The sequence below is a fragment of the Colwellia aquaemaris genome (genome assembly GCF_057548755.1).
Genome location: NZ_BAAJLV010000008.1, coordinates 88,155 through 101,456 on the forward strand (window position 1 = coordinate 88,155; position 13,302 = coordinate 101,456).

14 protein-coding genes are annotated in these 13,302 nt (G+C 39.4%); 12 read left to right on the top strand and 2 right to left on the bottom strand.

Annotation, left to right across the window (positions count from 1 at the left end):
- Positions 1-309 precede the first annotated feature (309 nt).
- On the bottom strand, positions 310-1,173 hold the full coding sequence (hslO, locus tag AC27HL_RS17435; RefSeq protein ID WP_487082330.1) for an Hsp33 family molecular chaperone HslO: 864 nt from the start codon (positions 1,171-1,173) through the stop codon (positions 310-312).
- 3 nt (positions 1,174-1,176) lie between these two features.
- Positions 1,177-1,590 carry a ribosome-associated heat shock protein Hsp15 gene (gene hslR, locus AC27HL_RS17440; RefSeq protein ID WP_487082331.1) on the bottom strand — a complete coding sequence of 138 codons (414 nt, stop codon included), beginning with the start codon at positions 1,588-1,590 and terminating at the stop codon, positions 1,177-1,179.
- A 201-nt stretch (positions 1,591-1,791) separates the two neighbouring features.
- On the opposite strand from hslR, the gene gspC reads away from it, so the two are divergent.
- From gspC to AC27HL_RS17500, 12 genes are all read left to right on the top strand, one after another.
- Positions 1,792-2,733, top strand: coding sequence for a type II secretion system protein GspC (gspC, locus tag AC27HL_RS17445; RefSeq protein ID WP_487082332.1), 942 nt, complete (start codon positions 1,792-1,794; stop codon positions 2,731-2,733).
- 17 nt (positions 2,734-2,750) lie between these two features.
- Complete coding sequence (gene gspD, locus AC27HL_RS17450; RefSeq protein WP_487082333.1) at positions 2,751-4,847, top strand: type II secretion system secretin GspD; 2,097 nt, start codon at positions 2,751-2,753, stop codon at positions 4,845-4,847.
- A 2-nt stretch (positions 4,848-4,849) separates the two neighbouring features.
- On the top strand, positions 4,850-6,421 hold the full coding sequence (gene gspE / locus AC27HL_RS17455) for a type II secretion system ATPase GspE (protein ID WP_487082334.1): 1,572 nt from the start codon (positions 4,850-4,852) through the stop codon (positions 6,419-6,421).
- 2 nt (positions 6,422-6,423) lie between these two features.
- Positions 6,424-7,644 (top strand): type II secretion system inner membrane protein GspF, encoded by a 1,221-nt coding sequence (gspF, locus tag AC27HL_RS17460; protein ID WP_487082335.1) that lies wholly within the window; start codon positions 6,424-6,426, stop codon positions 7,642-7,644.
- A gap of 2 nt (positions 7,645-7,646) precedes the next feature.
- Positions 7,647-8,081, top strand: coding sequence for a type II secretion system major pseudopilin GspG (gene gspG / locus AC27HL_RS17465; protein ID WP_487082336.1), 435 nt, complete (start codon positions 7,647-7,649; stop codon positions 8,079-8,081).
- 25 nt (positions 8,082-8,106) lie between these two features.
- Positions 8,107-8,736 carry a type II secretion system minor pseudopilin GspH gene (gspH, locus tag AC27HL_RS17470; protein ID WP_487082337.1) on the top strand — a complete coding sequence of 210 codons (630 nt, stop codon included), beginning with the start codon at positions 8,107-8,109 and terminating at the stop codon, positions 8,734-8,736.
- The gene (gene gspI / locus AC27HL_RS17475) at positions 8,720-9,118 is read left to right on the top strand and encodes a type II secretion system minor pseudopilin GspI (RefSeq protein WP_487082338.1); all 399 of its coding nucleotides are present in this window, start codon (positions 8,720-8,722) and stop codon (positions 9,116-9,118) included. The genes gspH and gspI overlap by 17 nt, the downstream gene beginning before the upstream one ends.
- A complete protein-coding gene (gene gspJ / locus AC27HL_RS17480; protein WP_487082339.1) occupies positions 9,115-9,786 on the top strand; it encodes a type II secretion system minor pseudopilin GspJ in 672 nt (223 codons plus the stop codon). Before gspI ends, gspJ begins: the two co-directional genes overlap by 4 nt.
- A gap of 1 nt (position 9,787) precedes the next feature.
- The gene (gene gspK / locus AC27HL_RS17485) at positions 9,788-10,780 is read left to right on the top strand and encodes a type II secretion system minor pseudopilin GspK (protein ID WP_487082340.1); all 993 of its coding nucleotides are present in this window, start codon (positions 9,788-9,790) and stop codon (positions 10,778-10,780) included.
- A gap of 76 nt (positions 10,781-10,856) precedes the next feature.
- A complete protein-coding gene (gene gspL, locus AC27HL_RS17490) occupies positions 10,857-12,089 on the top strand; it encodes a type II secretion system protein GspL (RefSeq protein WP_487082341.1) in 1,233 nt (410 codons plus the stop codon).
- Positions 12,086-12,553: a type II secretion system protein GspM gene (gene gspM / locus AC27HL_RS17495; RefSeq protein ID WP_487082342.1), complete on the top strand. Its 468-nt coding sequence runs from the start codon at positions 12,086-12,088 to the stop codon at positions 12,551-12,553. The genes gspL and gspM overlap by 4 nt, the downstream gene beginning before the upstream one ends.
- A complete protein-coding gene (locus AC27HL_RS17500; protein WP_487082343.1) occupies positions 12,553-13,296 on the top strand; it encodes a type II secretion system protein N in 744 nt (247 codons plus the stop codon). Before gspM ends, AC27HL_RS17500 begins: the two co-directional genes overlap by 1 nt.
- The last annotated feature ends 6 nt before the right edge of the window (positions 13,297-13,302 follow it).

Here is a 13,302-nt window from a genome sequence, read left to right on the forward strand (position 1 = left end):
GCTATCAATTATTTTTATGACGAAAACTATTTTTTAAGTTTAAATCGAAAATTCGCAAAAATGCGACGCTTAAACATAGCATATGTAAAGAGAATGTAAACAAGATGTGTATTTTTGATTGTTGATTTATTGAAATTTATGTAAAAGTGGCAAATTGTCTTTACAAATAACAACTAGAAATGAAAGAAAACAGATATCCGTGTAAAAGTTGAGTGCTTAATTAATGCCGTTTATAGATAATGTTGTTTAGTTGTTATAGCTTACAAAGAGCTCTGTAAGCTATATTTGTATATGGTGTGCTTATTTGTATTAATGCGTTTTACTATCGATAAATTGCATTAGTTGAGGGCGCTCAAACTTGTAGGTGGTTATGCAGTAGTCACAAGTCATAGAAACGTTTCCTTGTTCCGCCAAAATGTTCTCTAATTCACTTGGTTCTATTTGAGCAATAGCGCTTAAACATTTTTCTTCTGAGCAGCTACATTTATAGCTTACAGCTTGAGGTTCAAAGATTCTAACTTCTTCTTGATGGTACAAACGGTACAACAAAGCTTCGCTGTCTAGAGAGAAAATCTCTTCACTTTTAATCGTGTTAGTGAGCTGGCATAAATGCTGAAAGTCATCGTGCTGCTTTTCTTTATCTTCACTATCAGGTAATAGTTGGATTAAACTGCCCGCAATTTGTGATTTATCTTCATTTGTAAACAGCCAAATTTTTGTCGGTATTTGTTCTGATACTTCAAAATAATGAGCTAAACATTCGGCTAAGGTATCTTCTTCTAGTGCAACAACTCCTTGGTATGGCTCTCCTGCACTTGGACGAATGGTAATCACCATATTGCCTTTACCAATAAGTTCTTTTAATGAGTTGGCATTTGTTTCTTGAATTACACGAGCAATACCACGCATTTCTTGTAAATGATTACCGTTAACAGCCATATAACCCACAGGACCGTCACCTTGTAGTTGCACGGCAATTTCACCTTCAAATTTTAAGGTGGCTGTAAGCAAGCATGTTGCTGCTACTAACTCCCCTAATAATTGCTGAACACCGGCTGGGTAGTTGTGAGGGGCTACAATTTCTTGGAACGTACTTTTTAAATTAACTAATTCACCACGAGCATGTAAGTTATCAAATAAATAACGATTTAATACGTCAGTTTGTTTTGTCACTGTTTAAATCCTTTCTTTCAAATGTCGAATTTGTCGACGTTGTTTTTTATCTGGCTTGGTATCGCTTGCAGGGCTAAGTAATATACCTTGCTTTCGCGCTAAACTATTTTTTTCACGCGTTTCTTTGCTTTCTTCGGTTTCTTGATAAAGCGTTTGAGCAAATGTTGCATCGCGTCTTTTGTCTGCTAGTGCTATTATGATGACTTGCTTTTCTTCAAAACCTTGCCTTACCGTAATGCGATCACCTATGGCGACGGCTTTGCCAGATTTACTACGCTGACCATTATAAAACACTTTGCCACCGTCTATCATTTGTTTTGCAATTGCACGAGTTTTATAAAAACGTGCAGCCCATAACCATTTATCTAATCGCGTTGCGTGATTATCTTTTGCGTTACTATCACTGGATTTTACCATTGTTTTGCATTTACTCAGCGTAGGTGTTATAAAAAATGGCGAAAGTTAGCATAACTGTGCGACTTCCGCTAATTAGATTTTATTTGTTTACATTTTATTAACTAATAATAGCTAAAATATAATATGACGTCTTGTTGCCGAGCGTCCGGTCAAGTATCATCAAAGTGAATTAAAATTTCCAGACAATAAAATTATTATAAAATGTCATTATCGAATAACTTATCAAATGCTTTTGATCAGCTAGCTAAACTTCCCCAACAAAAAATATCTCAAGCGGTTATTTTATTGTTGTTAGCCTATATAGCTTTTCTTTTTGCTCAGCTCACTTGGCTAGCATTGCCACAACCTGAGAACGCAACAGTATTACCGGCTAGTAAAGCACACTCTTCCCGGCAGTCAGCCCCTAGTCAAATTAATGTTAATGGTATTGCAGCGCTAAATTTATTTGGTAATTTCTCGGAGAAAGTCGTCGAAAAAGTTGAAGAAGTTGTTATTGAAAACGCGCCAGAAACGCGATTAAAGTTAACGTTAACTGGTGCCGTAGCAAGTAGTGATAAAGCCACCGCTGCGGCAATTATCGAAAGTGCGGGAAAACAAGAAACTTACAGCATAGGTGAAAATATTAAAGGTACGCGTGCCGTATTAGAAAATGTATTCAATGATCGCGTACTTATAAAAGTGTCTGGCCGCTTAGAAACCTTGATGATGGAAGGTGTTGATTTTAATAAAAATGTGCAAGCGATTAAACCGGCAGCTAAAGCCAAGCAGCAAACACTAAAAAAAACAAATACTAAAAACGTTGTTGATCAACGAAATAATAAAGCTTTGACAAAAAGCACTCAGTCACTGAGAAAAGATATAGATGAAGACCCAGGCAAAATTACAGATTATTTAAAAGTTTCGCCTAAACGTGACAATGGAAAAATAACGGGTTATCGATTAATGCCTGGGAAAGATCCAACTTTTTTTCAAAGTGCTGGTCTTAAAACAGGTGATGTAGCGGTACAAATGAATGGGTTTGATTTAACCGAGCCAAGAGAAGCCGCTCAGGCGATTAAATCATTACGAGAACAACGCGAAGTTTCATTGTTACTTGATCGTAACGGTGACATGACAGAAATACTTTTCAGTATAGATAATTAGAATAAAAGGAATAATACATGCGCAAATTATTAAGCGCACCTTGGTATAAGCGAAGTCTGACCGGGGTTGTTACAGCCGTTATGCTAAATGGTGTTTTACTTTCAGCTGATATTGAAGCGGCTGAATATTCGCCAAACTTTAAAGGCACAGAAATCGCAGAGTTTATCAATATTGTTGGTAAAAACTTGAAGAAAACCATGATTGTTGACCCAAATGTTCGTGGCAAAGTGAATGTGCGCAGTTATGACTTATTAACTGAAGAACAATATTACCAATTCTTTTTAAACGTACTTGAAGTTTATGGTTTTGCCGCAGTAGAAATGGATAACAATGTGGTTAAAATTATTCGTAACAAAGATGCAAAAACCTCTTCAATCCCGGTAGTTGGCAATGACAATCCAGGCGCTGGTGATGAAATGGTTACCCGCGTTGTAGAAGTTAAAAATGTTACTGTTCGCGAGTTAACACCATTACTACGTCAGCTTTCAGACCAAGCTGGTGGTGGTAATGTTGTGAATTACGATCCTGCCAACGTTATTATGTTAACGGGAACGGCAGCGGTGGTGAATCGGTTGGTTCAAATTATTGAACGTGTTGATAAAGCCGGTGACCAAGACGTGCAGATTATTAAGCTTAAATATGCTTCTGCCGCTGAAATGGTGAGAATCATTGAAGCGATGAATAAGTCTAGCCAAGGTAAAGCCGCTGGTACGCCAACCTTCTTAATTCCTAAAATTGTAGCTGATGAAAGAACCAATAGCGTTATTGTCAGTGGTGAAAAACAGGCACGTGAACGTGTTGCAAGGTTAGTTTCTCGACTAGATAGTGAACTTGAATCTAACGGTAACACACGTGTTTATCATCTTAAGTATGCTAAGTCAGAAGATATGGTAAAAGTGCTTGAAGGCGTAAGTGAGTCAATTGAGTCTGATAAATCAGGTACTAAACAAACTTCTCGAAGCAGCAAAAGCCGAAATGTTAGTATTGATGCACACGAAGATACAAATACCTTAGTTATTACTGCACAACCTGACATGTTACGCTCACTCGAAGCGGTTATTCGTCAGTTAGATATTCGTCGTGCACAAGTATTGATTGAAGCAATTATTGTTGAAGTATTCGAAGGCGATGGCGTTAATTTAGGCGTGCAGTGGTATCATGAATCGGGTGCGATGACCCAATTCACTAACGGCGTTGCGCCAATAAGTTCGGTGGCTGCAGCAGCAGAAGCGGCTAAAACCACTAAAGGTGAGTTTGTGCCAGAAGTTCGTGCAGCAGATACTGGGGAATTAATTACCGCGGCTTATAGAAAAAATGATGTGGAAGGTGATTATAGTTTAGCTGCTGAAGTTTTAGGCTCAGTTAGCGGTACCCTATTCGGTATAGTAAAAAATGATTGGGGCGCAATTGTGCAAGCGGTAAGCTCTGATACCAATTCTAATTTACTATCAACGCCGAGTATTACCACGCTAGATAATGAAGAGGCGTACTTTATCGTTGGTCAAGAAGTACCAATTATTACCGGTTCTACAACAGGAAGTAGCAATAGTAACCCGTTCCAAACTGTTGAACGTCAGGAAATTGGTATTAAATTAAAAGTAACGCCGCAAATTAACGAAGGTAGCGGCGTGCAGCTGACGATTGAACAAGAAGTATCATCTGTAAGTGGTGCAACCGGTGTTGATATTTCTATTAATAAACGGGAAATTAAAACCACGGTTATGGCCGATGACGGCGCGACCGTTATTCTTGGCGGATTAATTGACGACGATGTACAAGAGAGTGTTCAGAAAGTACCACTTCTTGGTGATATACCAATTCTTGGACATCTATTTAAGTCCACTAGTAATAGCAAACGCAAGCGTAACTTAATGGTATTTTTACGCCCAACTATTGTTCGTGATGGCCAGTTAATGAATGATTTAAGTAAAGAAAAATACAATTATATTCGTGCACAAGAAATGGCGAGCCGTGAAATTGGTTTAGAATTGATGGACGATGAAAAATTACCAATCTTGCCTGAATGGAATGATGCACTTTCTTTACCGCCGTCATTTGAAGAACATATGAAAAAAGTAGAACGTGATAAACAATCTACCGAGAAAGATAAATAGCCATGAGTGATATAGATTCTCAAGCGCAGGCGTTTATCAACGCAAGTGAAGTCGACAATCAACAGCAGTTACAAGAACAAAACACTGAAAATCTTGAATCTGAGGCGAGCCGTTTTCGTTTACCATTTGGTTTTGCTAAACGTCATAGTGTTCTAATCGAGAACGACGAGCGTGGTTTACGTTTAGCATGCATAAATGAGCTAAGCGCTGATATACTATTGGAAGTAAGGCGAGTTTTAAAATCACCATTTGAAATCGAAGTAAAAACAGCGGAAGAATTTGAACAGCTATTAACCATTGCCTATCAGCGAGACTCATCAGAAGCTCAACAAATGATGGAAGATATTGGTAATGAGGTTGACTTATATTCACTTGCTGATGAAATGACCGAAACGGAAGACTTACTTGAAAATGAAGATGATGCGCCAATCATTAAATTGATTAACGCTATGCTCAGCGAAGCTATTAAGGAAAATGCTTCTGATATTCATATTGAAACCTTTGAACAAGCACTGCAAATTCGTTTTCGGGTTGACGGTGTTTTGCGTGAAGTATTAAAGCCAAATCGTAAGCTTGCCTCTTTGTTGGTATCGCGTATCAAAGTAATGGCTAAACTCGATATTGCCGAAAAGCGTATTCCACAAGATGGTCGAATTTCCTTAAGAATTGCCGGACGCGCGGTAGATGTTCGTGTTTCTACTATGCCAACTGGACATGGTGAACGTGTGGTACTGCGCTTATTAGATAAAAACTCAACTCGGCTTGATTTACAAGACCTAGGTATGACCGATGGCAACCGAGCTCGCTTTTCTGAGCTTATTGATAAACCTCACGGTATTATTCTTGTTACCGGCCCAACCGGCTCAGGTAAAAGTACCACCTTATATGCGGGTTTGAGCCAAATTGACAGTAAAGAACGTAATGTTTTAACTGTTGAAGATCCTATTGAATATGCCATTGAAGGTATTGGGCAGACACAGGTTAACACGAAAGTGGATATGACCTTTGCTCGCGGCTTACGTGCCATATTACGTCAAGATCCTGATGTAGTGATGGTAGGTGAAATACGTGACTTGGAAACTGCGCAAATTGGCGTGCAAGCCAGTTTGACAGGGCATTTAGTGTTATCAACGCTGCATACCAATACGGCAGCTGGTGCTATAACGCGTATGGAAGATATGGGAGTTGAGCCTTTCTTATTATCTTCAAGTTTATTAGGGGTGCTTGCACAGCGCCTAGTCAGAACATTATGTCCTCATTGTCGTGAATGTTGCCCAACGTCAGCTGAAGAGCGTAAGTTGTTGCAACTTGCTGATGACGATCAAGCACCAATATTTAGAGCCGTTGGTTGTGAAGAATGTAATTTCAAAGGCTATCGTGGCCGAACTGGCATACATGAGTTAATCGTGGTTGATGACAAAGTTCGAGAGCTGATTCATAACGGTAAAGGTGAGCAGGTTATTGAGAAGTTTATTCGCAAAACTACACCAAGTATTCGTCGCGACGGTTTCGATAAAGTTATGCGTGGTGAAACAACCATTGAAGAAGTATTGCGTGTAACGCGAGAAGATTAACTATGGCGGCTTTTGATTATCAAGCGGTAGATAGCCGTGGCAAAAATAAAAAAGGTGTTATTGAAGGGGATACGCCAAGGCACGTGCGAAGTTTATTGCGCGAGCAAGGGTTAATGCCAACAGAAGTTACACCGAGTTTGCAAAAAAACAAGCAGCAAGGAAAAAAGTCTCGTTTTGGCGGGAGAAAAATTTCCGCATCAGAGCTGGCCCTTATTACTCGACAATTATCGACTTTAGTTGAATCGGGTTTACCAATTGAAGAGTCGTTAATGGCGGTTGCCGAACAATGCGATAAAAATTCGCTTAAAAGTATGGTGATGGCCGTTAGAACCAAAGTAACTGAAGGTTATGGTTTGGCTGAGAGCATGGCAGAGTTCCCGCAAATTTTTAACCGTTTATATAGAGCTATGGTGGCGGCGGGTGAAAAATCAGGTCATCTCGACAAAGTACTAGACAGGTTGGCTGATTACACGGAGCAGCGTCAACAACTAAGATCACAACTTATTCAGGCTTTAGTTTACCCAATTATAATGACCATAGTGGCAACAGGCGTAATAGCTATATTGTTAACTGCGGTAGTGCCAAAAATAGTCGGTCAGTTTGAGCATATGGGCGCAAATTTACCAGGTACCACAAAGTTATTGATTGCGAGTAGCGATTTCTTACGTGAATATGGTTTAATTATTGTGCTTGTCATTGCCGCGTTGATGCTAATTTGGGCGCAGCTATTGAAAAAGGCAAGCTTTAAGTTTGCCTATCATAAGCATTTTTTGGCATTACCCGGCATAGGTAAAGTTGCTAAAAGTATTAATACCGCAAGATTTGCTCGTACCTTGAGCATTTTAACTGCAAGCGCCGTTCCTCTATTAGAGAGTATGAAAATATCAGGTGAGGTATTAGACAACTTATACATTAAACAAAGTGTAAAAGAGTCAGCTGACAAGGTCAGAGAGGGGTCAAGCTTGCGGGTTTCTTTAGAGCAAACGAAACTTTTTCCACCTATGATGCTCCATATGATAGCCAGTGGCGAAAAAAGTGGGCAATTAGAGCATATGCTTGGTCGAGCAGCTGATAACCAAGACCGAGAGTTTGAAGCTATAGTCAATATTTCATTAAAGGCATTTGAACCGGCTTTAATGGTCGTTATGGCTGGCATTGTATTATTCATCGTTATGGCTATTTTACAGCCAATTCTTCAGTTAAACACATTAATAGGAAGTTAGAAATGAAAGCAGTAAACAACATGCGTGGTTTTACGCTATTAGAAGTGATGGTTGTTATCGTAATATTAGGTATTTTAGCCAGTATGGTGGTACCGAATTTAATGGGCAGCCAAGAGCGTGCTAATATGCAAAAGGCTGTTTCTGACATCAATGCATTAGAAACCTCACTTAGTATGTATAAAATGGACAATTATAAATATCCAAGTACTGAGCAAGGTTTGGAAGCGCTTGTTAGCGAAACTGATATTGAGCCAGCGCCTCGTCGTTTTCCAGAGGGTGGATATGTTAAACGTTTACCTAATGACCCTTGGGGAAATGAGTATCAGTTATTAAACCCAGGCGAACACGGCAATATGGACGTTTTCTCTATGGGCCCTGATGGTGAAGCAGGTACTGATGATGATATTGGTAACTGGAACTTAGCAGACTATCAGTAATTGTTAACTTTGATTTTTACCTGCTATGAAATCTAAAAACGGTAATTTGCCGCCGTACAATTCTTACTACCGTGGCTTCACGTTAATTGAAGTGATGCTAGTTATTGTTTTGATCGGCGTTATGATCTCTGTTGTACAGTTTAGTTTCTCAAGCAGTAAGCCTGAACAAGTACTACAACAAAATAGTGCCCGCTTTGCGGGCATTTTTGACGTTGCAGTAGAATATGGCATGCTAAACAATATCGAACTTGGCCTATATCTTGATGAAAATACATATCAATTTTTGGGCTATGACGGCGTTAGTTGGTCGCCAATTGCAGATAAACCATTATTTGATGTTTATACACTGCCAGAAGGTATCGAGATTTCTTTGCAGCTTGACGATTTACCCATTGAAGAAGCGCTACTTTTTGACTCTAATTTGTTAAATAGTGAAGAAGAGCAAGATAGTTTTAGTGAAGAAGATGAAGAGGAAAAGAAACTAATTCCGCAAGTGTATATTCTTTCTGGAGGGGATATAACACCGTTTAGTTTAACTTTTGCCTTGGCAGACTTTGCCTTTGAACAAGGCGAAGATGTTATTTTTAAAGTTACGGGTATTTACTCGACACCATTAACGATAGAGGGACCATTAGTTAATGAAAATCGAGGTTAAACGCGTTTTTAAGCATATACAACAGGGCTTCACTTTAATTGAAGTTATGTTGGCTATGGCGGTTTTTTCGGTAGCTGGTATCGCGATATTAGGAACAGCAGATACTAATGCACGAAATCTTGGCTATTTAGAAAGTAAAATTGTTGCAAGCTGGGTCGCGTCTAATCAGCTTGTTGAAGTTACCTTAGACGAAACTTGGCCTCCGAAAAATAACCGAAAAGGTAAAGTTGAACTTGCAGGGCAAGAATGGTTCTGGCAGCAAAAAGTGGTAAAGACCACAGATAAAGACTTACGCGCAATTGTCATGGAAGTACGTTTAGACGAGAAAGATGAGTCAGCACTAACCAGTTTGATGACTTATGTGTCCAAGAAGAGCAAATGAATACTGTAAATTTGCGTAGTTTAAAGCTACCACCGAATAAAAAGCCTTCTTTAAAATCAAAAATACAAGGTTTTACACTGTTAGAAGTGCTTATTGCTATCGCAATATTTTCGGTGATCAGTATGGCCAGTTTTAGCATTTTCCAAACCGTGTTAAATAGCGATACCGCCACTCAAGAACGCACAGACAGAATTAATGAATTACAACGTGGCTTTTTAATTATAGAACGGGATATGCTGCAAATTGCTCGACGTAGTGTGCGACTAAATGGTGAAGCGCCGCTAGAAGGTTTTTTGCACACCAACAACGAAAGCTTTTCAAGTAGTGAACAGGCGATTGCTTTTGTACGTCATGGTTGGACAAATCCTGGGTTGTTATTACCACGCAGTGATATGCAATCAGTTGCTTATCAGCTAAATGAAAATGTTCTAGAACGATTACATTTTAATTTTGTTGATGCTGTGCTGGGTGAGGAGCCTAAAATTAGGCCACTTATTTCAAAGGTAGAGAAGCTAGACTTTGAGTTTTACGATGGCAAAAAATGGCAAAAAACATTACAAGAAAATACCTTACCCATTGCGATAGCCATAGAGCTTGACACCTCTGATTACGGTATAATCAGACGTCAGTTTATTGTTGCCGGTGATAGTGTGGCTGAGGGTGACTAAGATGATTAAGCTTAATCTGCAAAAAGGCGTGGCATTAATTACCGTTATGCTAATTGTTGCGCTAATTGCCATCTTAGCCACACAAATGACTGCTCGCTTGCAATTGCAAATGCAGCGCACTAATAATGTTGGTTCAAATCAACAGGCTTATTGGTATGCAATGGGCGCGGAAGCGTTTGCAAAAAGCGTGTTAAAGCAATCGTTAGAAGAAAATGAAAATGTGACAAGTTTAGGGCAAATTTGGGCACAAGGGGAAAATACCTTTCCGGTAGACTTTGGTGAGATTACCGGTGAGATAACAGACTTACACAGTTGCTTTAATTTAAATGCTTTGCGCACTGAAGAAGAGGAAAATGGCCAAACAGCAACTAAGTCAGTGGCAAGAAAAGCGTTTGAAGAGCTGTTACTGGCCCTGAATATTGAAGGCGTTGGCGACTTTGAAGCTGAGTCTATGGCAGATGCACTAACAGATTGGCTTGATGCAAATGATAGTATTTCGAGCTCCGGTGGTGCAGAAGATAATGATTATGCCGCCAAGGAGTTTCCTTATTTAGCGGCAAATAACTATTTAGCAAGCTTAGCTGAGCTAAGAATAATTGAGCACTTTACGGTAGATGTCATAAATAAGTTAAAAGACTATACCTGTGTATTGCCAAATACCAATTCGAATCAGGTGAATATAAACACCATAGCGCAAGACAAACCTGAAATACTTGTCGGTATGTTGGGGATCAGTCAGAATGAAGCATCGCAAGTGCTTTCGAGCCGAGAAGATGAAGGCTTTGAAAATGTTGACGACTTCTTTGCACTTAAAGAGCTTGAAAAGGCTAAAATATCTGCGGAACAGAAAGCACAATTTGCTGTAAAAAGTGAGTATTTTAAATTGAAAACCACAGCAAGTTTCAATAACAGTTACTTCGCGATGAGCACGATTATGAAAGTTGAAAATAAAAATAGTATTAACGTGATCAGTCGTACTATAGGACGAGAGTAATTTGTGATGAGTGGCGTTATTAAATTGCAAATAAGAATAATATAAATGTGAAGAATCGCATCATAGGACGAAAATAATGGGTGAAACCTTATTTATCCGTTTAGGTAGCCAGATAGAAAATAAAGTACATTGGCTAATTAAAACCAACGGACATGAAGAAATTATAGCCAGCGGTGAATTGCCAAGTGCTAAACAATTAACGCAATTAACAGAAAAATCTGCGGCACGTGACGTCATTGTTTTTGTACCTGCTTGTGATGTCGCCGTTAAAAGCCTAACTGTGCCTGGAAGCTCGCAACGAGCCATTCGTTTGGCTGCGCCGTATATGCTTGAAGATGAACTTGCGCAAGATGTTGAGCAATTGTTTTTCGCCTTTAGCGAACAAAAGCAAAACGCCCACGGACATAATTGTTTCCTTGCGGCAGTAGCTAGAGAACAATTACAACAATGGCAGCAATGGTTGGCTGAAGCAGAAATATTCTGCAAAGTTATGATCCCAGATGCGCTAGCTTTACCGGTAAGCGAAGACAATATCACCGCTGTTATGTTAGACGAGCAAGTCTTATTGCGTATAGATAACTGGCAAACAATGTCTTTTGAGGAAAATGCGTGGCCTATTATTGCTGCTCAGTTAAGCAAAGATGAGACAACAGCGACTGTAATTCAAACCTATTCGTCTTTACCTAACATGCCTAATGCATTGTCGGTAGAGCTACTACCAGAAGAATTGCCGTTGGCTATTTTGGCGAACAATGCCGCAATGAAATTCAATTTACTACAAGGTGAATTTCAAGTTAAAGAAAAGCGCAGCGCGGCATCAACAAATTGGCTTTGGGTTGCAGGTATTGCCGGGTTAGCTTTAGTATTGAATTTTGCTTTAAAAGGTTCAGAGCTGTATCAGTTATCAACTCAACAAGCAGCAATCGAAGAGCAAATTGTCGCAAGTTATAAGCAAGCATTTCCAGCCACTAAGCGCGTGAAAGTCTCTACTATTCGCTCGCAATTAAAGCGTAAGTTAGCTGAAGTCGGCAATACTGGAGAGTCGCTTGGCTTTTTATCATTACTTGTTAACTTAGAGCCAGCGCTAGCGAGTGTACCTGAAATTAAGCCGCAAACATTAAAGTTTGACGGCAAGCGCAAAGAAGTACGCATGCAAGTTACCGCGAAAGATTATCAATATTTTGAAAAACTCAAAGTGGCGTTAGAAAAAGTTGGCTTATCGGTTAATTTAGGGGCGCAAAATAATCAAGGCGATGAAATTTCAGGGTCTTTTAGTATTACAGATAAATCATCGGGGGCGCGCTCATGAAAACTTGGTGGCAACAATTAAATCTTCGTGAGCAACGGCTGGTTATCGTGATGTCAGCGTTGATATCCGTTTTTATTCTTTATAGTGTTATTTGGCAGCCAATGAATGAAAGCATTGCCAAGAGCAAAGCGAAAATTGACCGTCAGCAAGCATTATTAACTTGGGTACAAGAAAATACTCAACGTTACCAGCAAGCAAAGCGTAATGGTGGTGGTAGCAGTGGCGAAAGTTTGTCAAGCATAGTTAATCGAACCTCTCGCATCGAAAAAATTACCATTACACGTATGCAGCCACAAGGCGATGATTTGCAAGTTTGGATTGATGAAATTTCATTTAATCAGTTGTTGTCATGGTTAGAGCGGTTATCGGTTCGTGATGGCTTGCAAGTTAAGAGTATTGATTTAAGTAAAGCTGAACAGCAGGGTGTTGTGCGTGTTCGTCGGCTACAGTTAGGAAAGAATTAATGAAAAAGTATTTTGCTGCCACAGCAATATTTCTCACCTTATACAGTGTATTTGTTATTGCGTTAATGCCGGCTAATTGGCTTGTTGGCCAAATAACACTACCTAAAAATGTTTCAGTTGCAGGTGTTGATGGCACGATTTGGCAAACAAAAATATCGCAAGTCATGGTAGACGATATTGTTATCAATAAAGTACAAAGTTCATTGTCATTTTTCTCGCTGTTGACGTTGAACCCAAAACTGGATATTAGCTTTGGTGATGCGCTGACAAATGGCCCTGAAGGTCATCTTCAACTGAGTGGCTTATTAGCAGATATAACTATAGAGAATGCTGAAATTAGTGTCGCGGCCAGCCTTATTAGCGACAACTTAGACTTACCAATTGATGTTGTCGCACATGAACAAATCCAAGTTAATATTGAGGAGTTTGTCGCTGGTACGCCTATTTGTAATGCCCTAGATGGTAATTTGAATTGGCAAAATGCTGCAATTACCGCGCTTGATGAAAAAGTCGCACTAGGCAAGTTAGCTGCAAAATTAAGTTGTGAGAAAGGTGAATTGATTGCTGAAGTTGATCCTAAAAATAACTTAGGCTTAATGTACAAAGCGCAAATTAAGCAAGGTGGGCATTTTAGTGGTAGTGGTTATTTAACCCCTGGGCAAAACTTTCCAGAGCAACTAAAAGGCGCATTGAGCTTTTTAGGTCGAGCAGATAAAAAAGGTCGTTACCGACTAAAAATCTAACGACCT